This window comes from Candidatus Dechloromonas phosphoritropha (assembly GCA_016722705.1).
Classification (GTDB): domain Bacteria; phylum Pseudomonadota; class Gammaproteobacteria; order Burkholderiales; family Rhodocyclaceae; genus Azonexus; species Azonexus phosphoritrophus.
In genome coordinates this window covers 879,636-902,044 of the sequence record JADKGN010000004.1, presented here as the reverse complement: position 1 = coordinate 902,044, position 22,409 = coordinate 879,636, and the positions used below count along the sequence as shown (strand labels likewise).

The following is a 22,409-nucleotide window of genomic DNA, read 5'->3' as shown; positions in this document are numbered from 1 at the left end:
AACTTAAAGTGCTGAAAGCGCCGGGTCTATATTGCTGACAGCTGTTGCCGAAATTTTGGGCTGCCAGCCGAAGTTTCTGAGCCATGCACTATCCGCAGCGATAAATGAATTTTCCGCATGCATCTTTTGAGCGATAGTGTCGTCTCCCAAGGTAGCTTCATTCTGGTAACAATCCATGTTGACCATTGCTGCCCTAATTACCTTCGCGCTAACCACAGTCCTCTCCATGGCCGGCGTTGGGGCTGCCTTCGTACTGATTCCGGTCTTTCTGGCCTTTGGCGTGGAACTGCATGCCGCGATGGCCACGGCACTTTTGCTCAACGCCATTGGCATGAGCATCGCCTCGTTCACATTCGTTCGCAAGGGGCTGGTTGCCTGGCGGTTGGTGTTGCCGATGCTGCTGGTCGCCGTCCTTGCTTCGCCTGTCGGTGTCCATGTTGGACAAGGGTTGGAACGTGCCCTGTTGCTCTGGTTGTTTGTGGGATTTCTGCTCTTCGCCAGCTGCATGATGCTTTTTTACCGGCCGCAGCCCCGGCCGGCACCAAGCTCCACCCGGGCCGGCATGCTGATTGGCGTGCCGGTTGGCGGTGTCGCCGGTTTTGTCGGTGGATTGCTCGGCGTCGGCGGTGGGAACATTATCGTTCCTGCGCTGGTGGCGACCGGCCTGGAGCCGAAACGGGCATCGGCGAGCGCATCGTTTGTCGTGATTTTTGCGTCGCTCTCAGGGTTTCTCGCCCATGTTCAGGTTGCCGAACTCAGTACCGCGCTACTCTTGGCCACCGGGTTGGCGACAGCCGCCGGTGCCGCGCTGGGTGCCTGGCTGGCGAGTGAGAAGCTGCGCGCCGATCAATTGAAACGAATCATTGCCCTGGTGCTGATCGCCGTTGCGATCAAGACCGCTTGGGGCTTGTTGTAAGTCCGCTTTCTGTGAAGGGTTCATGAGCACAATCAATATGGAGCGCGATGACCACCCGGCTGAACACGACCACAGCCACGACCACGGCCACAGTCATCAACACAGCGCAACAGGACGAACTTTGGGCATCGCGCTGATCCTGACGCTTGGCTTTTCCGTCGTCGAACTGATTGCCGGCTGGCGCGCCGGCTCGCTTGCCCTGATTGCCGATGCCGGGCACATGGTCACCGATGGCGCCGCACTGGGGCTTTCCGCGCTGGCGGCCTGGCTGGCATCCTTGCCACCGAGCCGTCGTCACACCTACGGTCTGGGCAAGAGTGAACTGCTAGCTGCACTGATCAACGCGATCTCGATGTTGGTCGTAGTCTTTTTCATTGGCTGGGAAGCCTGGCAACGTCTGCAATCCCCGGCGCTGATTGATGGTGCCACCGTGGGCGTGGTGGCGCTGATCGGGCTGGGGATCAATCTGCTGGTGGCCTGGATACTCTCCCGCGGTGAGCAGAACCTCAATGTTCGTGCCGCACTGTTGCACGTCATGGGCGATGCGCTGGGTTCGGTGGCGGCGATTGTCGCGGGTGGCGTCATCTACTTTACCGGCTGGACACCGATTGATCCGCTGCTCTCGCTGCTGATTGGCGGCTTGATCCTTTCATCGAGCGTCAGGCTGCTCAAGGAAGCGTTGCACGGCACGCTGGATGGCGTCCCGGCGCACATCGACCTAGGGGATCTGGGGCGCCGGCTGGCCGGTGTTCCGGGGGTACGGGAAGTCCATGATCTGCATGTCTGGCCGATTGGCGCCGAGCGGCTGGCCTTGTCGGCCCATGTGCGCCTCGAAGACCTTGCGAGTTGGCCGCAAATACTGCATGCGCTGAGCGAGATTGCCGAACACCTGAGCATTGAGCATGTGACCTTTCAACCGGAGTCGATCCGCCGCATTCAGGCCGAGCCGGTGAACTTCATTCGGCGCTGATCGAACCTGCATCCTTTCGCGCGGCGCTACGTCTACAGAGTCAGGAACACCTTTTAAGGAGAAGATCATGACCACCACATTCATTCCTCCCGCCTGGGCATTCGAATTTCATGGTCACCAATGTCCGTTCATGCCCTTGGGCTACCGCATGGGCCGCTTGGCCATGGAGAAGCTGGGCGTTGAACGCGAGCCGGACCATGGTTTCTTTGTCTTCCCGGAACTCGGCGAAGGTCACCCGCAAACCTGCCTGATGGATGGTCTGCAGGTTGCCACTGGCGCCACTTACGGCAAGGTGATGATCGCCAAAACCTTCTACGGAAAATTGGCGGCAACCTTCTACAAGCCGGGCAAGGGTGCGGTGCGTTACGCCCTCAAACCGGATTTCGTCGACGCCATGGGCAAATTCCCGTTTTTCGCCTTCCGCAAGCAGGGCATGGAGCCTTCGCAAATCCCGGTCGAGGCGCGCGAAGAAGTGCTCAACTGGGTTTACGGTATGGACGATGATTTCATCTTCGCCATCGAAGAGCGGCCTGATTTCAAGTTCACCCCGGTCAAGGGGTCGTTCAACAAGACCAAATGCAGCGCCTGTGGCGAGTACGTTTTCGAACGCTATGTCCGGACCAAGGATGGGCAACCGGTTTGTATTCCCTGCTCAGGTTATTGAGCGCAATATTTATCCTGCTAAATTCATAACAAGGAGACTGACATGGATCTGATCAAGCAAATACTGGCGTCGTTTGAAGGCACGCTGCCCAACGACAGCAAGACCGCCGCCGCCATCGCCCGGGGCGCCGGCCCCGAAGAGATTTCGGCCTGTGCTACCGAGGAAGGTTTGCATGCCTTGGCCGGTGCATTGTTTGAGGCCTGTGAGGAAGGGGGCGACCAGGACGGTTCGCCCTTGGAAAGTACCGCACGTGTTACCGGTGCGGTGACCGAGCGTCTGAAAGCCTTCCGTCAGGAACTGCCGCCGGCATGCGAGACGGCGCGTCTGATCGACAGCGGGGCAAGCCTGGAGGAAATTTCCGAGGCGGCCCAGAAAGAGGGGCTGACTTCGCTGGCGACGATGCTCTTTGAAGCGGAACAGGAGCAGGATAGAGCCTCCTGAACACACGTTACTGAGCGCAAAATGCTTTATGGGAGTTGTTGGCAAGGCCATTGATCATGAATGACTGCGCATCCCCGTCTGTTTTCAAGAGTTTGTTCCCGGTTGGCCGGTTGCCCGGTGCCCGATGGGCCACCGCTGGGTGATCAACGAATTGATCAGATTGTTGGCCAGATATCGCAAGCGATGCTGGATGATGATTTAGCCCCGGAAAAATAGCCCGCTTTCGACATCCTGGTTAAGAGACTGCAGGTCTTGATGGAGAGGCGCCGCCTTGAGTTTGGTGGGGCTAGCTAACTATTTTTTCCAATTATCTGCATCTTTTCGTGATCACTTGCGTCCCCTTGTCACCAACGTTACAAAACGAACCGAGTTCGCCGATGACCACCCCGACCCTGATTGAAAAAAAGCCGCCTGGCGTGCCCCTGTGGCTTATTGGCATAGCTTTCTTTAGCACCCTCTGGCTAGCGGTCTACAGCCACTTGACCGAGTTTGCCGATGCCGTAATTGCTGCCCTCGGGCTCGCCCACGGCACCCATCTCGGTGAGGCAGTGCATTTTTTCTTCTTCGACACGCCCAAGGTGCTGCTGCTCCTGACTGGCATTGTTTTCGTGATGGGTATCATCCAGACTTTTTTCTCGCCCGAGCGCACCCGGGCGATGCTTTCCGGCAAGCGAGTCGGGGTCGGCAATGTGCTGGCCGCGAGCCTCGGTATCGTCACCCCTTTCTGCTCCTGCTCGGCGGTGCCGCTGTTCATCGGCTTTCTCTCGGCCGGCGTGCCGCTCGGCGTGACCTTTTCCTTCCTTATTTCGGCGCCGATGGTCAATGAAGTGGCGCTGGTGCTGCTCTTCGGCATGTTCGGCTGGAAGGTGGCGGCGCTCTACCTTGGACTGGGTCTGATCGTGGCCATCGTCGCCGGCCTGGTGATCGGCAAGCTGAAGATGGAGCGTTACCTTGAAGACTGGGTACAGGGCATCCTGGCTGGTACGGCGCCGGAGTTCCAGGGCGAGAGCATGAGCTGGGTAGGTCGCTTTGAGGCTGGCTGGCACCACGTCAAGGAAATTGTCGGCAAGGTCTGGCCTTACATCATGGTCGGCATTGCGCTTGGTGCCGCCATTCATGGCTATGTGCCCGAGGACTTCATGGCTTCGATCATGGGCAAGGATGCACCTTGGTGGTCGCTGCCGGCCGCCGTTCTGATCGGCGTGCCGATGTACACCAATGCGGCCGGGATCATTCCGATTGTAGAGGCGCTGATCGGCAAGGGCGCCGCTCTCGGCACTGTGCTCGCCTTCATGATGAGCGTCATTGCGCTGTCGTTACCCGAGGTGATTATCCTGCGCAAGGTGCTGAAAATTCCGCTGATCGCCGCCTTCGCCGGTGTGGTGGCCTGCGGCATCCTGCTCGTCGGTTACGTGTTCAATCTGGTGCTGTAAGCGGTGAATCCAATGGCGGTCATTTCTTATCGTCGCCTGCTGTTGTTGGGCGCTTTGCTGGAGGCTTGTCTGAGCATGGCCGCCTGTGCAGAAAAACTGAGCCCTTCGCCGGGTCTCCAATTGATTGAGAACGCCCGACAGACGGGGCTGCCGACCATCGTGGAATTCGGTGCGACCTCCTGTACGACCTGCCGCAACATGAAGCCCATCCTGGAAGCGACGGCGCTCGAACTGCAAGGCCGGGCCCATGTCATCGTGATTGATCTGAACCAGGACTACGCGGCAGCCGGCCCGTTCAATATCCGCATGATGCCAACACAGATCTTTTTCGCGGCGGATGGCCGGGAAATCGAGCGCCATCCGGGCGGTATGGCGCAACCCGAGATCGTTCGGCAATTGGGGTTCACAGAAGATTGCGATTAAGATGGTATTCGGCGAACTTGACCTTCTTCTGGCCAGCCATCCTGCGCTAGCCCTTTCATCAGCCTTGTTGGCCGGAATTGCGTCCTCGGCTTCGCCCTGTGCCATTGCTGCGGTTCCCCTGGTTGTTGGCTATGTCGGCGGCTACGCGGACGCTAACCGCTGGCGGGCCTTTGGCTATACCCTGGCTTTTGTTTTGGGCATGGCGCTGACGTTCACCGCAGCAGCGGTGGTAATGGTGACGGCTGGTGCCATCTTCGGGCCGTCCGGGCCGACCTGGCAGATCGCCATGGCACTGCTGGCTATCGTGTTCGGGGCACATCTGTTGGGAATCTGGCGCTTGCCGGGACTGGGCCAACTCAGTTGCGCCATGCCGCCGTTGCGCTGGCGTGGCGCGCTGGGCGCAGCCATTGCCGGCGGTTTGTCAGGGGTCGTGTTTGTACCGTGCGCGACGCCGGTGCTGCTGGGCATCCTGAGCGTCATCGGCAGCCAGAGCGAACCGACGTTCGGTGTCTTGCTGATGTTCGCCTACGCAGTCGGCCATGGTGCCTTGTTGCTGGCGGCGGGTTCCTCCATTGGGTTTGCCCAGTGGCTGGCGCGCTCCCGACTGGCGGCTGGTGTCGGCAAGACCTTTGTTCGGCTTGCCGGTGGACTGCTGCTGGCCTATGGCGCCTATCTGCTGTGGGAAGTGCTGTAGTGCTCGCCGGGTTGCTTCGCCTTGCGCATCGTTACCCAAGGCGGGGCCTGTGGCTGCTGAGCCTTGCCGCCGTGGCCCTGGTCGCGACGGCCATTGTGCTCACCGAGTGGTTGCACCTGAATCCCTGCCATCTTTGCATCTTCCAGCGTCTCCAGCAGTTATTCCTGGCCGTTTGCTTTGCGCTGGGCGGTTGGTTTGTCTGGCGGCCCGCCGGCCGGCTCTGGGTCGCTGCGGGCGGCTTGATGGCGCTGAGCGGCATGGCGGTGGCCGGTTTTCAAAGCTGGGAGCAGTGGTTTCCCGAACTTGTCGGGGGCTGCTCCGGTGCTGAGCCAAATCTGATCGAACGTCTGGTCGAATGGCTGGGCGTACGCTGGCCCACGCCGTTCATGGCAACCGGTTTCTGCGAGAGCAAGGAACTGGTCATCTTTGGCCTGTCGCTGGCTAATTGGTCGTTTGTCGCCTTCACGGGTTTCGCCGTAGCGGCATTTATTTACTTAATTTCCCTCTGGAAAGGAAAAGCATCATGAAAGACATCAAGGTGCTAGGCACCGGCTGTGCCAACTGCAAGACCACTGTCAAGCTGATCGAGGAAGTCGCGAAGGAACAAGGCGCAAGCATTGCGCTGTCCAAAGTTGAAGACCTGCCGGAAATTATGAAATATGGCGTGATGTCCACGCCGGGCGTGGTAGTCGATGGCAAGGTGGTGCACGCCGGTGGAATTCCCGACCGTGCCAAAATTGCCGGCTGGTTGTAGATCGCTCGTGCCGGAAAAAGAAGGACATTCAACAGGCACCGCTCCGGTGCGATGTCAGGCGGGCTCTTTCCCGCCTTGAGTGTGTCACGGTCGACCATGTAAAATAAGCAAATTCTGATTTATCGGGATACCCATGGCCTACCCTTCATTTTCCGAGATTGCCAAGAGCTTCGCCCCCGGCTGGTTTGCGGCGGTCATGGGCACCGGTGTTCTCGCGCTTCCGTGGCTGACGCGCTGGCTGCGTTTTCCGGATGCCGCGTTGCAGACGCTCAAACATCCGGTTCAGGCCAATTTCTACCCGACCTTTTCGATCGCCCTGCTGGTCCTGGCCGCGCAATGGCTGGTCTTCACGCCTTTCGTCGCGGTCGCGCTGACGCTGTGGTGGCTCGGCGTCCTGATGACTTTCATATTCAGCTTCGCCATTCTTTTCTTCATGTTCCGCGGGGAGCATGTGCTCGTCGAGCATGTGACGCCGGCGCAGTTTATTCCGGCGGTGGGTCTTGTCGTGGTGCCGCTAGCCGGCGCGCCGCTCCTGCCGCAAATGCCGGAGGCACTGCGCGAACTCACCCTGACAGTGAACGCCATCAGCTTAGGCGCCGGCAGCATGATGTACGTTGGCCTGCTCGGCATCACGCTATCCCGCAAATACCTGCACAAGCCGGCCCAGGGCATCCTGACGCCTACCGTGTGGATTCATCTGGCGCCGATCGGTGTCATCCCCGTCAGCTTGATGAACCTGCTCGAGCAGCTACCATTCCCGGTGGCTCGCGAGGCGGCGACGGTGATGATGCTGATGTTCTGGGGTTATGGTGTCTGGTGGCTGGTCATGGCCAGCCTGCTGACCCTGGCGGCGCGCACGGCGGGCCAGTTGCCGTTCGCGCTTTCGTGGTGGGGTTTCACCTTCCCGCTCGGCGCTTTTGTCACCGAGAGCCTGCGCCTGACCAAGATTCTCGGCTGGGGAACGACCTTTGCGGTCGGCGTTGCCGCCTGGTTGCTGCTCTGCGCGTTGTGGGCCATCACGGCGCTGCGCACAGCGCGCGGCGTGGCGAGCGGCGCCATCTTCCAGCCGCACCTCTGATGGCTTGGTGGTGGCTGCTGGCCGTTATCGCGGCGAACTGGCTGGCGCTGAATTTTGCCATCCGGCGCGGCTTGAGCGCGGTGCGCGTCGCCGAAACTGCCGATCCCGGTGATTTGCCGTGGCGCGAAGTGCGCCTGCCGACTGCTAATGGCAAGCAACTGTTCGCCTGGTTCATTCCGGCCGCTCAGGGCGCGCCGGCGCTGGTCGTCATGCATGGCTGGGGCGGCAATGCCGGAATGATGCTGCCGCTGGTGGCGCCTCTGCATGCGGCGGGCTACACATTGTTGCTGGTCGCTGCACGATGTCACGGGAGCAGCGACGGCGACACCTTCGCCTCGCTGCCTCGCTTTGCCGAGGATATCGAGGCCGGACTGGCCTGGCTGCGCCGGCAAGCCGAGGTCGATCCCGCACAACTCGGGGTGATCGGCCATTCGGTCGGCGCCGGCGCGGCGCTGCTGGCTGCGATACGGCAGCCGGCACTGCGGGCAGTGGTAAGCCTGGCAGCCTTCGCGCATCCGGCGACGATGATGCGGCGCTGGGTGGCTGCCCTGCACATCCCCTATTGGCCGCTCGGCGCCTACATTCTGGTTTATGTTCAGCACGTGATCGGTTACCGTTTCGCGGCAATTGCCCCATGCAATACCATTGCCCGGGTCGGCTGCCCTGTACTTATCGTGCATGGTCTGGAAGACGCTACCGTGCCGGTTTCCGAGGCACGCGAGATTTACGCCGCGCGCGCCAGCGATGCGGTCGAACTGCTGCTGATTCCCGGCAGCCACGACGATTACGGCGATGCCGGCCGGCAGATGCCTTCGTTGCTGCGCTTCCTAAAGCAGGCCTTCAAGATGCCGGCGACTGGGTGACTCATCCTCCCCGGCATTGGCCGAAAAATAGGGCGGGATCGAAATCCTGCCCCAAGAGGGTTGCCCTGATTGGCGTCGGGGCAGGAGGAAAGAGGCTTTCTCGCGGACCTTGATGTCGGGGTTGTCGAGGGCCGTGATTTCGAGGTGGACCTGGTTGGCGCCCGGCTTGCCGGCATCGGGCGACACGCTGAGAATGGTGTTGAAGGATTGCAGCGTGGCGGGCGGAACATCGACTTCGTTGGAGCCAGAAATTTTCACCTCAGGCAGGCCGTCGACCGTAAGCTTGTAGCGGTGCGCTTGCTCTTCGGTATTCATGATCTGCAGCATGAAGATGCTTTCGATCCGGCCATCGTTGGTCTCGCGAGCCAGCATCGAGCGGTCGCGGATGATGTCCGCCTTGAGCGGAATGCGCTGCGCCAGGAACCATACTGAAAGGCCGGTAATGAGCAGCAGAATGGCGGTGTAGAGCAGGATGCGCGGACGGATGATGTGACCGAGGATTTCCTGCTTGCCGAGCTGCTGGGCCATGGCGCTTTCGGTCGAATAGCGGATCAGGCCGCGCGACAGGCCGACCTTGTCCATAACCTGATCGCAGTCATCGATGCAGGCAGCGCAACCGATGCATTAGTATTGCAACCTCTTGCGGATGTCGATCCCGGTCGGGCAGACGACGACACATTGTCCGCAGTCGATGCAATCGCCGAGTCCGGCGGCCTTGGCATCGAACCCTTCTTGCGCATGCCGCGAGTCTCGCAGCGCTCGGGGTCTTATGTGATGACCAGCGTGTCGGGGTCGAACATCACGCTCTGGAAGCATACGTAGGAGCACATGTACCCGCACACCTGCTCGTAAATAAGGCCGGCGAACAGGTAGGTGAAGCCACCGTAGAAAAAGATCCAGAAGACTTCCCAAGCGTCGAGGTTGCCGGCAGGCACCGATTCCATCAGTTCCTTGCCCAGCGTAAAACAGGCGACCAGGGTGAACCCGGTCCACAACGAAAAAATGGCCCGGAGCAGGAACTTGGTCCCTTTGATGCGCAGCTTGCGGGCGTTGAGCGGCGCCTTGTCGAGTTTCATGCGCGCGTTGCGGTCGCCTTTGATCCGGTTTTCGATCCACATGAAAATCTCGGTATAGACCGTCTGCGGAAAGGCGTAACCGCAGAACAGGCGTCCGGCGACGGCAGTAACCAGGAACAGTGCATAGGCCGATACGATCAGTAGTGCAGCCAGATAGATGACATCCTGCGGCCAGAAAACCAGGCTGAAGATGTAAAACTTGCGCTCGATCAGATGCAACAGAATCGCCTGGCGATCGTTTCACACCAGCCACGGGCTGACGTAGAACAAAATCTGCGTGAAGATGACCAGCGTGATCCGCCAGTTGTCGAAGAATACGCGGACACCCTTAGCATAGATTTTCTTACGCTTTTCGTAGAATGATACGGGGGCGGGTGTTCCTGGCAGGGCACTGGCTTCGGGCTGACTCATCGGTCTTCCGGACAATTTGAAAAACTTGGAAGCCGGCGTGCCGCAGCGTGTCCTGCATCTACACCATACGCCGCGTGGCGAAGAGCATGTCGATGTCAAAACGAGGCCGGTTCACAACGATCAGGGGCAGATCGTCTATTTCGTCGAAACCATGCGTGTCGTTCGCCAGGGCCAGCAGCCGGGCGGCGCAGGGGCTGGTGGGAAGTTCGCCGGCCTTCGTGGCGATGCTGGAAAAGGTACTGCACGTCGCGCCCTCCGATGCTTCGGTATTACTGCTCGGCGAGACGGGAACCGGCAAGGAACTGCTCCCCCACGCCATTCATGAGGCCAGCGCCCGCGTGGAGGGGCCATTTGTTGCGGTCGACTGCGCTGGAATGACCGAAACACTGTTCGACTGCGAACTTTTCGGCTATGAAATTGGCGCCTTCACCGGCGCCACCCACCGTAAGCAGGGGCTGGTCGAAGCAGCCAGCGGCGGCACGTTGTTTCTCGATGAGATTGGTGGACTACCGCTTGCGCTACAGGTTAAGCTGCTGCGCCTGCTCGAAACCGGCACCTATCGCCGGGTCGGTGGACTCGAGTGGCTGCCCGCCGATTTCCGGCTGATTACGGTGACCCACCGCGACCTGCGCCCCATGGTCCAGGACGGAAGTTTCCGCCGCGACCTTTGCTTCCGGATCAACATCTTTCCGGTCCGCACGCCAGCCCTGCACGAGCGCGCCGACGACATCCCGTTGCTGGCCACCTCGTTGCTGGAACGGGTTGATCGCAAGTCCGACCGCAAGTCCACCCCGTCAGCCCTCGCATGGCTTGCCGGCCGCCGTTATAGCGGCAATATCCGGGAATTGCGCAACTTGATCGAGCGCGCCACACTGCTTGCAGATGGCGATTCCATCGACCGGTTGCACCTTATGGAAATGCCCGAGGACATTCCGCCCGCGCCGCTGGATGCCAGCGGCACCTTTCAACTGGCCGAGCTGGTTGCTCTGGGAACGCTGGAAAAGCGCTACCTCGACTGGGCAATGGCGCCCAGCCAAGAAACGACCTGCCGATGCTGGCCGAGCGCCTTGGCATCAGTCAGCTGACGCTCTATCGCAAGCTGCGGGTGAAGGGCTGAGTGGCTGCGCCGGATGGACCGGCCAGGAGTCACGGAATATCGATGTGGTGTGCGCTCAGCCAGTCGCGGTCAAGTTCCCAGCGCACTTCCCTGATGCCGGGTTGGGCTTTCACGATGGCGCCGGCTTCCGATTGAACCTCGCCGAGCAACTGCTCGACGGCGATGAATGCGGGATCGTTGGGGTTCCTGGTGTTGATATCCGGATAGAGCACCGCCAGCGCCTTGAACGCGGGGACCGCAAAGCTGCGCGGCGTGCTGACATAGGCTGTGCCCTGGCTGAATTTCAGCACGTGGAACTTGTATGGATAGTTCTTCAGTTTTTCGCTAGCTTGGGTCTCAATCGCGCTGGTCAACTGGCGCGCCGTGGCGTCCGGCGCGCGGATATACCAGTCCAGCCAGACCAGAAAGATCAGGACGAGGATGACCCAGTATTTCTTTTTCACTTGCGGGTTCCGGCTTTGAATCTTGTTTGGAAGTGACGGATTGGCATTAGTCACTAACCAGTTCAATCATCACAAATCATGAGAAGAATTCAGGATGCGCAAGCCATGGTTGGCACTATGTTGAAGCGGGTCAATGAGCAGGCCGCAGCGACGACTGAACGTCCCAATCGAGTGAGGTAGTAGCGATAGGTATGAGTGACTTTCTTGATCAAGCCGAGCGTACGCAGTCGGGCAAGTTGGCGCGACATGGCGGACGGAGTGAGCTTCAGATAGCTGAGAAGATCGGCACGACGCCAACCGTGAATGTTGAACTCGCCGCGTTGCATGGTTTTCAGCAAGGCTTTCTCGGCAGGATCAAAGAAGTTCACCCCTTTGACACCGGGAGCCGCCCCCAACCGTGGCATGCTCAATCGCTCCAAGTCACGCTCGCCGGCACTGGGGTCATCGAGGCTGGAGAGGAACGCCAGGTAACGTTGGTTGCAGCCGAGCAGGATGTCGCGCAGGTCGATCAGGCTATAGATTGTCTTCTTCAGGGGCGCCAATTCTCGGGTGGCGTGCCTGTCCTTGTGTTCCACCTTGCGGTGGTGTTTGAAGAAACTCACGTCATTGACGGTCGTTTCGACCCGCAGTACGCGGGAGAATTTGTCATACACCTTGACGCCAGCGGCGCCCATGGTGTGCTTGATGCAGCGCCCCTCGATACGGGTGGACAACCGGGAACCGATCTCCTGGGCCAGTTGTGGCGTGACCTTCTTGCCCAGAAAGCTGGAGACGCGTTCTGCGTTGGCGGCCAAGACCGCTTGGCGCGAAATGGCGTCATACAGTGGAACCAATATCTGCTCACTGCGAAACATCAGGTCGGTGGAGTATTCGACTTGGCGCAAGCTCCAGTGATACGAGGATCCAAAGACGTCAAGCACTGGGCACAACCACTGCGCATAGCGATCCAGTCGCGGGTGAAGTACGTCGGGACTGAACGCATCCGCCAGCGCCTGCGCCTGCGCGATGTCGGCGACACGCAGGAAGGCGTTGTCCTGCTGGAGGAAGTCGATCCTTTCTCGCGTCAGAGTTCTTGCCAGAGCGCTGTGACCATTACAGTAGAACTGCAACCCGAACGGTGCCCACGTCGGCACACGCAGGTAGCACAACCCCAGTTCCTCGTCGATGAAATAGAAGTAGTAGTGCAGGCACTTGCCTTGATCGGGGCGCAGGTAAGTCTTGCCACTGCCTTTGTCATGCCACGGTTTGTAGCTCGGACAGGCTTCCATGGCCGAGAGCACATGCACCAAACCCGGTGCGTCGCCGCGACCGGCGAGCACTCGCGCGACCAACTCTTCCTTGCGAATATGGCTTTTGCTGACGTGCTCGATTTCAATACCCGCCGCCAGACACACCTCCTGCGCACGCTCACGAATGCGATCTCGCAGCGGCTCGGCAAATCGCGGGTAGTCGAATACCCGAATTCCGTGCGTGTACAAATAACTCGTCATTCCTGCCGCGTAGCACGCACCAGGCAGCGTGCCGGTGATAATGATCCGGTCAAAGCACGAAAGCACGCCATGCATGTTCGTCGCGTATCGTTCCGCCAGAGCCATCGCCAACATGATCGCCTCCTCGGTCATTCGTCAGGCTTCTATCGTAATACCTGTTTGGTTCCGGCTCGTCCGGCTTAGGAACGAACGGGCAGGGTCAAGGGGATTTCCCCTGGTCGGCGAAGCTGTCCGGCATCTGCAGGGCGACGACTTCGCCGCGCGCGGTGGCAACACCCTCGGCATAAACGGTCGCTTCGACCACGACCTTGCGCCCCTTGACCTCCTTGACCCTGCCGCGAATTTCCAGCACCGGGCCGAGTGGTGTCGGCTTCAGGTAGCTGACCTGCAGTGAGCCGGTGACGAAACGGAATGCCGGCAGGCTGTCCAGCGGCCGGTTCTCGAAGCGGTACATTGCCGCTGCCGCCGTACCGGTGCAATGGCAGTCGATCAGCGAGGCGAGCAGACCGCCATAGACGAACCCGGGAATCGCCGTGTGCTCTGGCCTGGGCTGAAAGCGGGTGACGCTTTCATCACCCTCCCAGCAGGTCTTGATTTGATGCCCCGCGTCATTAAGCCGGCCGCACCCGTAGCAATGGGCGACACTCTCCGGGTAGAAATCCTGAAAGGCTTGCATGCTGTTTCCTCCGTTGCTCATGTGTCGATCGAGCGCTGTGTTGGGCGGTCGGCATCGCCGGAGATGCCCCGTGGACGCTACCTTTGACACTTGTTGAAAGCATTCCATAAGGGTCTGGGTTTGACAAGTGGAATATCGATGCTGGCCGAAAAGGCGCCATAATCATCAACGTCATGCCGTCCTCCCCGTCCTTCTCGATTCCCAATCGCGCCTACACGCTCAGGGTGTTGCGGGCGATCAGTGGCCAGCAGCCGGTCCTCATGCTTACCGGCTGCGAGGACGGTTATGGCACACGGTGGACACTGGGTGGTGAGCAGGTGCAGCCGGCGATTGCACGCTATCTGATGGAAGCAGGCTTCATCACCGAGAACGGCAAGACGGAGTTGGGGGCCAGAAAGCTGGTTCTGACTGCCGATGGCGTGCGGTATCGCGAGCGCGGCGTGGCATGGTGGGCCAGTCTGAGCATTTTCGAAAAACTGAAGGTCACGGTCCTCGGCTGAGTCACCACGCCGGCTGGCTTATGGAAGTTCGAGAACGCGCAACAGCGAGGCGGTGTCGTCGCGGCCCCAGCCCTGCGCCATCAAGGCATTGAGTTGCTGGCCGACGGCTGCGGTCAGCGGCAGCGGAACTCCCGATTCGCGGGCCGCTTCAAGGACAATCCCAAAATCCTTGTGATGCAGGCGGGCTTCGATACCGGCGGCGAAATCGCGGTTGACCATGCGCTCGCCCATCACGTCGAGGACGCGCGACGCGGCCGAGCCGCCAGCCAACGCCTGCTTCACTTTCTCGCAATCGACGCCGGAGGCGGCGGCTAGGTGCATGGCTTCGGCGACGGCCGCGATGGCGGTGACCATGATCATCTGGTTGCATGCCTTGGCGACCTGCCCGGCGCCGTTGGGGCCAACGTGGACAATGCGCTGGCCGAGGCATGCGAGCAATGGACGCACGCGCTCGAGCACCGCGGCGTCGCCCCCTGCCATGATCGCCAGCGTGGCGTCGGTCGCACCCTGGGCGCCTCCGGAAACCGGGGCGTCGAGCATGTGGATGCCTCTTTCACCCAGTCGGGCGGCGATTTGGCGGGCGGCCTCGGGAGCGATGGTCGAGCAATCGACCAGCAGCGAATCCGCCGCCATGCCCTCGGCCAGGCCATCACTGCCGAGTACGACACTTTCGACATCGGCGCTCGAGGTGATGATCGTAAACACCACCTCGCAGGCACGGCCCAATTCCGCCGGTGTGGTGCAGACCACCGCCGGCAGGCCGACGACGCTTTCCGGGCGGCGCGCCCAGACGTGCAACTCGTGCCCCGCGTGGTGCAGATGCAACGCCATCGGGCGCCCCATGGCGCCCAGCCCGATGAAGCCGACTCTCATTCCTGGCCGGAGAGCTTTTCGAGCAGCTTCAGCAGTGCGACGGAGTCTTCGTCGCCCATGCCGGAGCCGACCATGGCATTGAACATCTGCGCCGTCGCTGCCGACCCCGGCAGGCAGAGGCCGAGTTCATGCGCCGTCTGCATCACGATGTTGAGATCCTTCCCATGCATCCAGCTCTTGAAGCCCGGCTTGAAATTGCGGTCGAGCATGCGCTGGCCATGATTTTCGAGGATTTTGGAGTAGGCGAAGCCGCCGAGCAGCGCTTCGCGCACCTTGCCACGGTCGACGCCGTTTTTTGCCGCAAAAGCAAAGGCCTCGGCGACCGCCAGTACGCCCATGGCGGTGACGATCTGGTTGGCCGCCTTGGCCACCTGACCGGCGCCGGATGCGCCGACGTGCACGATGTTTCCGCCCATGCACTCGAAGGCCGGTCCCGCCCTGACGAAAGCAGCCTCCGAACCGCCGGCCATGATCGACAACGTGCCGGCGATGGCGCCGACCTCGCCGCCGGAAACAGGAGCATCCATGAAATCGATGCCGGCCGCGGCCAGTTCCTTACTGATGCGGCGAGCAGCGGCGGGAGCGATGGTGCTCATATCGACCGCGATCAGGCCGGGTGCCGCGCCTTGCGCAACGCCGCGCATGACTTCGGCGACATCAGGCGCATCGGCGACCATCGAGATTACCAGCTCGCTGCCTCTGGCGGTATCGGCCGGGTTGGTGGCGCTGGTGGCACCGGCGGCGAGCAAGGGCTGCATCGATTCGGTGCGACGCGCCCAGACGGTGACGGCGTGGCCACCCTTGACGAGGTTGAGCGCCATCGGGCGCCCCATGATGCCGAGGCCGATGAATCCGATCTTCATGCTGCTCTCCGTGAGGTTGAAGCGGCGATTCTAGCCGAAGCGGCCGGCGCCGGATATTCATCCGGGCAGGGAAGGAGTCATGCAATTTTTCGGCGCTGCGTTTGTCGCTACTTCCTGGCGGCGTGCTTGAAACCGCATGACTGACGATGAGATAACCATGAAGTGCAAGCTGCGAAATTGTCCGGCGCTTCATCTGCTGGCTGCGGGGCTGGTCCTGCCTGGTATCCGGTATGACTTTTGCCGCCGGTGGTGGCACCGTGGTGAGCGACCCCGGGGCTGTGGAGAGCAAGCATTTCCATTCCAAAGGCAAGCAGCCTCCAAAATATACGATCGAATCGCAGAATGAGGTCCGGGCAACGCCGCCGTTCGCCGACAGGCGGGAGTTCGAGGAAGTCGCGCGCGGCTTAATTGCCGCCCCCATGCCGACAGATCATGGCCGACGCCGACAACGTCGCCTGGGACATGGCGAACTACGCTTCGCGTTCTTATCGCCGCACGCATCGCCAAGCAACTTCGCCGATGCCCGTGCTGCGGAGCAGTCAGGCGTGATTTATCCTAAAAACCTCATTTGAGGATGTGCATTTGGCGTAGGAATCAGGCAGGCTGCGGTTTCTGAGACATTGAGGAGAGTCACCCGATGGGTGAGTGGAAGCGGAAGGTAGCAAAGTCGCGTGAAATGCGTCTGTCCTGCGCTGGAGTGCAGACGGCGGGAGGCCGGGTGCAGGTGCGCTGGGAGTCTGAAAGCGCGGCGACGCCGATGGGGCAACTGGCGTACTTCATTGAATTTCTTACGCTCACTAGACTGTGGTCGGGCTGGCAGGAAGACTATCCGCTGCCATACGTCAGTCCGAACGCACCGAGCAAAGCTGAAGTGTTGGGTACCTGGATGCTGTCGATCCTTTCGGGTCACAGACGCTACTCGCACGTCACCGCGATCCGCTGCGACGGCGTCAATCCAGGGCTCCTGGGCATGAGGAAAGTGATCAGCGAAGATGCGCTGCGTCGGGCATTGGCGGCAACCCCAGAAGCCGAAGGCGTCGCCTGGCTGGACGGACACCTGAACGAGAGCACGGCGCCATTGCTCGATGCACCCTGGATTTTCGATGTCGACACCACCGTGAAGCCCCTCTACGGCAAGCAGGAAGGGGCGGTCGTCTCCTACAACCCGAAGAAACCAGGGCGTCCCTCGCACACCGATCACACCTACCTCATGGCCGGCCTGCGGTTGGTCGTTGGCGCCGAGGTCAAGGCGGGTGACGAACACTCGGGCAGTCACAGTCTGCCGGGTCTGCTGAGAATTCTGGATGCCCTGCCACCCAAGCGGCGCCCCAAGATGGTTCGCGGCGATTGCGGCTTCGGCTCCGATCCCTTCATCGCGCCGCTGGAAGAGCGGGGGCAGCCTTACCTCTTCAAGCTGCGCCTGTCGAAGAACGTCAAGCGCCACATTGAGCGTGTCTTCTGGGAAACCGGCTGGACCGATGCAGGTCAGGGATGGGAAGGCAAGGACGGCCGTCTGAGCCTGTCCGGGTGGAAGGCGTCTCGACGGGTGGTGATTCTGCGCCGTCCCCTCAAGGGCGCAATGATGATTGCTCAGGAGGACGATGGTCAAGGACTGCTCGGCTTTGTCGAGACCGACCGCAAGACCGGCAAACAAGCGACAGGCTACGAGTATGCCGTCCTGGTCACCAACCTCGATCACGAGATTCTTTCGCTGGGGCAACTCTATCGAGATCGGGCCGATGCGGAGAACGCCTTCGACGAACTGAAGAATCAGTGGGGATGGGGTGGATTCACGACGCACGACCTGCATCGTTGCCAGCTCTCGGCAAGAGCGGTGGCGCTCATCTACGACCAAAGGAAGTCCCCGTGGGACAACTGCTGGAGTCTCTTCGTCCGACTGGCCAACCCGGAGGTCCGCCGCGAGGCCATCACCAGCAGGCCGTGGTTGATGTCCGCGGTCGGCCGCAAAACCGAGCATGCCGGACAGACGACGATCACCCTCACTGGTTTGCACGCGCATTTCGGCAAGGCCCGTGAGGTTCTGCAACGTGTCTCAGCGCAACTTCAGGCTTGGGCAGCATGCGCTGCGGAGCAGTTGAACTTGACCACCGTCTGGAACCTCGTCTGCGATCATTTCAAGCGCACCCTGGCCGGCGTCGGACCGCCTCAATCTCGCCGATTACTCGCAAATCATGCGAATGGAATCGGCTAACTGCGGTTTTTAGGTCTATGACATAGTTAAACTAGCGTTGGCTCAACAAATAGATGCCGGCGCCTCCGAAAAGCACGCCAAGAGTGGCGTTGATCGAAGACTCCTTGCTTGGGACATACCGCTTGATACTCAACCCTGCAAGTACACCGCCAAAATGAAGCGCGGCAGTAGTCATCAAGAACCCAGATGCATACATTGCGAAGCCAGTTTCTGGTGTTTCAGCACCATGCGCCAATCCATGCAACGAACCAGCAAGAGCAATCAGCGCCAGTCCAGATACGGTTGCCAATTTCAGGCGAGCAACAATTAGCATCACGCCGAACAAGACGACGCTTAACGAAATCAGGTTTTCGAGGAGCGGAACGGTTATTCCCATTGCGCCTATCGCGGCACTTGCGATCAGCGAGAGCATGAACGTAGCTGGCCCTTGCCAAACCTTGTTGCTCGGTAACGCAGAAACCGACCAGATGCCCACCGCGACCATCGCCAGCAGGTGATCCAGTCCAAACGGATGGGTAATCCCTTCGTAGAACCCCGAAGTTCCGTGTCCGGTATGCGCATGAGATACGCTTGCAGCAAGACCGAGTAAAAGTGCTACGGTGAGCCGAATCCAGAGAGTTGCCATTTCTGATACTCCTACGACGGACAAGGGTGAGTAGGAAGATTAGATGATATTTCTTACAAGAACAATATCCGGAAAGAAATTCACTGAGGTGGCGATGGGCTGTTTGTGGCCGGGCGCAATAATCCGACTGAATTAGTCGGGTGCCTCTTATAGCTTCACACCGGCCATCCACCATCAAAATTCTGCTCCGGGCTGTAGGCTGGCTACTGGCCGAACCTGGAACAAGCACGGGCTTCGATTACCGACGCCGAGGCCACGGTGATGAAGATGGGCGACGGGGGTTTCCGTCCGGCGTACAACTCGCAGTTGGCGTCTGATTCCAACAGCCTGGTGATCGTTGGTATTGATGTAGCCACCGTCGGCAGCGACCAGGGGCAGATGGCGCCGATTCTGGAGCAGGTGACCGAACGCTGTGGTCGGACACCGGCGCCCTGGTGGGTCGATGGTGGCTACGTCGGCCACGACCAGATCGACCGGGTCAGCGAAACGATGGTGGTTTATGGGCCCGTGCCCGAACCCAGGGACAAGACGGTCAACCCGCACCAAGCCAAGGCGAGCGACAGCCAAGCGGTGGCGGCCTGGCGGGAGCGGATGGGCACGGATGAAGCGAAGGGCCTCTACAAGAAACGGGCGGCCACGGCCGAATGCGTCAATGCCCAGAGCCACAATCGGGGCTTGCAGCAGTTTCGGGTGCGGGGACTGGTGAAGGTCAAGTGCGTGATGCTGATATTTGCGCTGGCGCACAACCTGATGCGCATGGCTACGCTGGCGCCGGAGTGGCTCGGGATGGGGACAGGCACGCCCAGCGTTCCCGGGTGGCTGGCATGAGGTCAGGAAATAAGCGGAAACTCGCCGAATGAATGGTCGATAGTGGGAGAGGTGATGCGAGAAACATATTGAGCCAAACAGCACGGTGCCAGCGCAGCTTGTACGGCTATCCTGCCGCGCGGGCTAATAAATCACAGGCTCTGAGGCCGGACAGCGGCGAAAAATGCGCCATCGAACTGAACAACTCGGCGCTGATCAGCATCAAGGACTTCCAGATCCCGAACCCTGAACTCACTGTTACGGCGAACCGCTCGGATATCGAAAAAATGCTCCTCGGCGCGGCAAGCCTCGATCAACTGGCACCCGCCGGCAAGGTCGGGCTCGAAGGCAACGCAAGACCGCTCGAGCAACTCAAGGGGATGGTCGTGGAGTTCGACATAGGCTTTGAAATTCTGGCGGGAACCATGCCGGCAAAGGCAGCCGTGAAGCCGGACAAGGAATAGGCCGGGGTCCGGCATCGCGGTCGGCGCATTTGACTCCGACTTCACCGGCAAAATTGTTAACTGCTCCGAGATGGTATTATTCAGGGCGATAGCGGCCATCCGCCTGTTCCGCAAGGAGCGTGATGCTCCGTCGATCTGATTCCTCCCGGTATGAGGATTGAAAGGATTTCGGTCATGCAGGATCTGGCTGATCCACGCTCCGGGTAGTCTTGTCACGCCTTGTTGTCGCGACAATTTCCCCTGTTGTCCGGCGGCGGCTCATGTCACGGGAAAAATGAGCAAGTATTACATCCGGTCAGGGTCGGAAATCGAGGAGATTGCCCTCGGCGAGAACCTGGGAAGCGGTACGGTCGCGAATGCATTCACCGTTGTCGCGCCGCCACGGCTCGTCGACAGCGCGGCGAGGATCTATCTCGACCCCAAGACGTTTGATGCTGAAAAGATAGGCGCCCTCGTCGAAAAAGCACCAGCACATTTGTGGACTGTCCTGGCTTCTGGCGCCCGCTACCCCCAATACGCCTGGCCACAACAGATCGTCTACGGGAAGTCGGCGTTCGGAAGGGGTCTGCAGCCGGTGGGGCTCCTCATGCCGAAGGTCGATCCGCTGGAGACCGTTACCCTCGACGCCTACCTTGATCCCTTGTTAGGCAGGATGATGGGACTTGACGGGCACAGGCTCGCCCTTCCAAGAAAGGTGGCGATTGCCATCAATCTCTGCAGATTGTTGGGCGAGTTGCACGCCAGCCATGTTTACTGCGTGGATTTCAAGCCGAGGAACGTGCTGGCCAACAGGAGCAGCGGCATTGTTACCCTTCTCGACTGCGATAGCTATTCCGTCGTGTCAGGCAACGGAAATTACCACCCGGCGGAGCATCCCGCTGGGGGCCATGTTGCGCCTGAGGTGCTGAAGAACAAGGTTGTCAGCGCCGGCCTGGCCGAGGCCCAGGATTGCTTTGTGCTGGCGTTCGTCCTGTTTCAGATATTCAATTACGGCCTTTCTCCGTTTTCGGGAAGGATAAACAAGGGTTGGCTGGAGGCCGTTGACGATGATGCCCGCGTCGCGGCGGGCTACTATCCCTACGGGCTCCAATCCAATCCGGCAATTGATCCGCTCACCCGGTCGGTGCACGATTGTTTGCCGGTTTCGTTGCGGCGGATGTTTGACAGGGCATTTCGCGAAGAGGAAGGAAGGCCGACAGCCCGGGAATGGGAAGTTGTCCTGCGCGGGCTGCGCGAGGAGGCGAAGTATGTGACCTGCAAGGAATATCCGACTGATCCCGAACACATCCATTTCGCCGGCCTGCCCTGTTGCCGGTGCGAACACGACAAGCGCATCGGGACACCGGAAGAAAGCAGCGCAAGTCCTCGGCCGCCGGAGACCTTGACCGGCATCCCTGGCCCGAAAGGCGAGCCCGCAACGCCAATTGCCCCCCAAGCGCAGCTGCTCAAGGCAGCGTCCGGGCCGCGGAGCTGGAATGTCTGGATCGTCTGGATTGTTGCGGTGGCGCTGGGAATCGTACTGCTGACGTTTCTTGGTACTCGGGATGGCGGCAGCCCGTCAACCCATGTTCGCATGCCGCCGCAGTCGCCCCCGGTGAGTCAGGTACCCGGTGACTCCAAAGACGGCGGGACGAGTGCGTCGATCAACCCGGCAATGCAAGCAGCCGGTGGTGCGGAGCGCAAGCCGTTCACCAGGGACCAGATTTATTATTGTCTGGCCAAGGAATACAGGAAGGACGCCATCAGCGACATTCTTTCCAGAACCAATACGCCAGCGCCCGTTTCGTTCTTCGCGGATATCGCCGATTACAACGCGCGTTGCACGAACTTCACATTCGCGAATCCTGATTTCGAAGCTGCCAGATCGATCTTCGAGAACAATAAGGCGAGCATTCTCGATGAGGCCACTGCGGAGGCCGAATCGTTCAGGCGAAATGCTCTGGCCTTGTCGTCGACTGGCGCTGAAGAGCTCCCTGATCAGGGAGCGCGCCCGGACAGGGCCGTGGAAGCGGCTGGACAGAAGCCAGAGACGGCGCGGTCCCGGCAGTCCGAGCAGCCGAAAACCCAGGGGGCGCCTGTCGCATCGGTACAACGGGAAAAGCCTCAGGCGCCAACCGTATTGCCCGCCGTACCGGGCGCGGACACATCCACCAGGAGTGATTCACCGGATCGTGGCAAGGCCGAGGTTCAACCGAAGGAGCCTGATCCGGCCAGGGCAGACCGCGCGCCGGTCGTTGCGCCACGACAGGAGAAACCGCTGAACTCGCCCCTGTTGACCGCCATTCAGCGTGGCGACAGATCGACGGTAAATGAGTACCTGAATCGCGGCACGAATCCCAATGAAATCCTGTCCAACGGAGCCTCGGCTTTGAAGAGCGCGGTTGTCAGTTCCAATACTTCCGTGGCCGAGTTGCTCCTGAGTCGAGGTGCTGACGCAAATGCCACAGACGCCACCGGGAAAACAGTGCTGTTCTGGGCGCGACGAATGAATAACCAGGCAATGGTTCAGATGCTGCTTAGTCATGGGGCGCGGGATTGACGGAGCGCAAGCGGCCTGGGCCCTTTCCACGGTTGGCCCGCACCTCCCGGTGGCGGAGTCCGTGGTCTAGGGCCTCG

Annotated in this window: 23 protein-coding genes and 3 pseudogenes; 18 read left to right on the top strand and 8 right to left on the bottom strand. The window is 60.3% G+C overall.

Annotated features, from left to right (window positions below):
* Positions 1-3: 3 nt before the first annotated feature.
* Positions 4-177, bottom strand: a complete 174-nt coding sequence (locus tag IPP03_09885; GenBank protein ID MBL0352944.1) for a hypothetical protein — start codon at positions 175-177, stop codon at positions 4-6.
* Here IPP03_09885 and IPP03_09880 point away from each other — a divergent pair.
* From IPP03_09880 to IPP03_09830, 11 genes are all read left to right on the top strand, one after another.
* The gene (locus tag IPP03_09880; protein ID MBL0352943.1) at positions 176-916 is read left to right on the top strand and encodes a sulfite exporter TauE/SafE family protein; all 741 of its coding nucleotides are present in this window, start codon (positions 176-178) and stop codon (positions 914-916) included. The genes IPP03_09885 and IPP03_09880 overlap by 2 nt on opposite strands.
* Positions 917-953: 37 nt before the next feature.
* Positions 954-1,886 carry a cation transporter gene (locus IPP03_09875; GenBank protein ID MBL0352942.1) on the top strand — a complete coding sequence of 311 codons (933 nt, stop codon included), beginning with the start codon at positions 954-956 and terminating at the stop codon, positions 1,884-1,886.
* A gap of 67 nt (positions 1,887-1,953) precedes the next feature.
* Complete coding sequence (locus IPP03_09870; GenBank protein ID MBL0352941.1) at positions 1,954-2,550, top strand: formylmethanofuran dehydrogenase; 597 nt, start codon at positions 1,954-1,956, stop codon at positions 2,548-2,550.
* Between the two features lie 42 nt (positions 2,551-2,592).
* A complete protein-coding gene (locus IPP03_09865) occupies positions 2,593-2,991 on the top strand; it encodes a hypothetical protein (GenBank protein MBL0352940.1) in 399 nt (132 codons plus the stop codon).
* 377 nt (positions 2,992-3,368) lie between these two features.
* Positions 3,369-4,424 (top strand): permease, encoded by a 1,056-nt coding sequence (locus IPP03_09860; protein ID MBL0352939.1) that lies wholly within the window; start codon positions 3,369-3,371, stop codon positions 4,422-4,424.
* Between the two features lie 12 nt (positions 4,425-4,436).
* Positions 4,437-4,847: a thioredoxin family protein gene (locus IPP03_09855; protein MBL0352938.1), complete on the top strand. Its 411-nt coding sequence runs from the start codon at positions 4,437-4,439 to the stop codon at positions 4,845-4,847.
* Position 4,848: 1 nt separating this feature from the next.
* A complete protein-coding gene (locus IPP03_09850; GenBank protein ID MBL0352937.1) occupies positions 4,849-5,541 on the top strand; it encodes a cytochrome c biogenesis protein CcdA in 693 nt (230 codons plus the stop codon).
* A gap of 11 nt (positions 5,542-5,552) precedes the next feature.
* A complete protein-coding gene (locus IPP03_09845) occupies positions 5,553-6,068 on the top strand; it encodes a disulfide bond formation protein B (GenBank protein MBL0352936.1) in 516 nt (171 codons plus the stop codon).
* On the top strand, positions 6,065-6,295 hold the full coding sequence (locus tag IPP03_09840; protein MBL0352935.1) for a thioredoxin family protein: 231 nt from the start codon (positions 6,065-6,067) through the stop codon (positions 6,293-6,295). Before IPP03_09845 ends, IPP03_09840 begins: the two co-directional genes overlap by 4 nt.
* Positions 6,296-6,428: 133 nt before the next feature.
* The gene (locus IPP03_09835) at positions 6,429-7,373 is read left to right on the top strand and encodes a C4-dicarboxylate ABC transporter (GenBank protein MBL0352934.1); all 945 of its coding nucleotides are present in this window, start codon (positions 6,429-6,431) and stop codon (positions 7,371-7,373) included.
* The gene (locus IPP03_09830) at positions 7,373-8,236 is read left to right on the top strand and encodes an alpha/beta fold hydrolase (protein ID MBL0352933.1); all 864 of its coding nucleotides are present in this window, start codon (positions 7,373-7,375) and stop codon (positions 8,234-8,236) included. The genes IPP03_09835 and IPP03_09830 overlap by 1 nt, the downstream gene beginning before the upstream one ends.
* On the opposite strand, the pseudogene ccoG reads toward IPP03_09830, so the two are convergent.
* A pseudogene (gene ccoG, locus IPP03_09825) lies at positions 8,201-9,723 on the bottom strand (cytochrome c oxidase accessory protein CcoG). The gene IPP03_09830 and the pseudogene ccoG sit on opposite strands and share 36 nt — an antisense overlap.
* Here ccoG and IPP03_09820 point away from each other — a divergent pair.
* A pseudogene (locus IPP03_09820) lies at positions 9,722-10,808 on the top strand (sigma 54-interacting transcriptional regulator). The pseudogenes ccoG and IPP03_09820 sit on opposite strands and share 2 nt — an antisense overlap.
* Positions 10,809-10,869: 61 nt before the next feature.
* Here IPP03_09820 and IPP03_09815 read toward each other — a convergent pair.
* From IPP03_09815 to IPP03_09805, 3 genes are all read right to left on the bottom strand, one after another.
* The gene (locus IPP03_09815) at positions 10,870-11,283 is read right to left on the bottom strand and encodes a hypothetical protein (protein MBL0352932.1); all 414 of its coding nucleotides are present in this window, start codon (positions 11,281-11,283) and stop codon (positions 10,870-10,872) included.
* An 89-nt stretch (positions 11,284-11,372) separates the two neighbouring features.
* Positions 11,373-12,905, bottom strand: a complete 1,533-nt coding sequence (locus IPP03_09810) for a MarR family transcriptional regulator (GenBank protein ID MBL0352931.1) — start codon at positions 12,903-12,905, stop codon at positions 11,373-11,375.
* A gap of 67 nt (positions 12,906-12,972) precedes the next feature.
* A complete protein-coding gene (locus tag IPP03_09805) occupies positions 12,973-13,449 on the bottom strand; it encodes a PaaI family thioesterase (protein MBL0352930.1) in 477 nt (158 codons plus the stop codon).
* 173 nt (positions 13,450-13,622) lie between these two features.
* Here IPP03_09805 and IPP03_09800 point away from each other — a divergent pair, with 173 nt between their 5' ends.
* Positions 13,623-13,949: a hypothetical protein gene (locus IPP03_09800; GenBank protein MBL0352929.1), complete on the top strand. Its 327-nt coding sequence runs from the start codon at positions 13,623-13,625 to the stop codon at positions 13,947-13,949.
* An 18-nt stretch (positions 13,950-13,967) separates the two neighbouring features.
* Here the strand turns inward: IPP03_09800 and IPP03_09795 are convergent, their stop codons facing one another.
* Together IPP03_09795 and IPP03_09790 are read right to left on the bottom strand one after the other, a co-directional pair.
* Positions 13,968-14,822, bottom strand: a complete 855-nt coding sequence (locus tag IPP03_09795; protein ID MBL0352928.1) for an NAD(P)-dependent oxidoreductase — start codon at positions 14,820-14,822, stop codon at positions 13,968-13,970.
* Entirely contained in the window at positions 14,819-15,685 is an 867-nt protein-coding gene (locus IPP03_09790; protein ID MBL0352927.1) for an NAD-binding protein, read from the bottom strand. The genes IPP03_09795 and IPP03_09790 overlap by 4 nt, the downstream gene beginning before the upstream one ends.
* A 230-nt stretch (positions 15,686-15,915) precedes the next feature.
* Between IPP03_09790 and IPP03_09785 the strand changes: the two genes are divergently transcribed.
* Together IPP03_09785 and IPP03_09780 are read left to right on the top strand one after the other, a co-directional pair.
* Positions 15,916-16,257: a hypothetical protein gene (locus IPP03_09785; protein MBL0352926.1), complete on the top strand. Its 342-nt coding sequence runs from the start codon at positions 15,916-15,918 to the stop codon at positions 16,255-16,257.
* A 65-nt stretch (positions 16,258-16,322) separates the two neighbouring features.
* On the top strand, positions 16,323-17,897 hold the full coding sequence (locus IPP03_09780) for a transposase (GenBank protein ID MBL0352925.1): 1,575 nt from the start codon (positions 16,323-16,325) through the stop codon (positions 17,895-17,897).
* A 31-nt stretch (positions 17,898-17,928) separates the two neighbouring features.
* Here the strand turns inward: IPP03_09780 and IPP03_09775 are convergent, their stop codons facing one another.
* Positions 17,929-18,522, bottom strand: a complete 594-nt coding sequence (locus IPP03_09775; GenBank protein ID MBL0352924.1) for a HupE/UreJ family protein — start codon at positions 18,520-18,522, stop codon at positions 17,929-17,931.
* Positions 18,523-18,741: 219 nt separating this feature from the next.
* On the opposite strand from IPP03_09775, the pseudogene IPP03_09770 reads away from it, so the two are divergent.
* The 3 genes and pseudogenes from IPP03_09770 to IPP03_09760 all read left to right on the top strand — a co-directional run bounded on the left by IPP03_09770 (position 18,742) and on the right by IPP03_09760 (position 22,332).
* Positions 18,742-19,350 (top strand): annotated as a pseudogene (locus tag IPP03_09770) (transposase).
* Positions 19,351-19,418: 68 nt separating this feature from the next.
* The gene (locus tag IPP03_09765; GenBank protein ID MBL0352923.1) at positions 19,419-19,793 is read left to right on the top strand and encodes a hypothetical protein; all 375 of its coding nucleotides are present in this window, start codon (positions 19,419-19,421) and stop codon (positions 19,791-19,793) included.
* A gap of 274 nt (positions 19,794-20,067) precedes the next feature.
* Positions 20,068-22,332, top strand: coding sequence for an ankyrin repeat domain-containing protein (locus IPP03_09760; GenBank protein ID MBL0352922.1), 2,265 nt, complete (start codon positions 20,068-20,070; stop codon positions 22,330-22,332).
* Positions 22,333-22,409 lie beyond the last annotated feature (77 nt).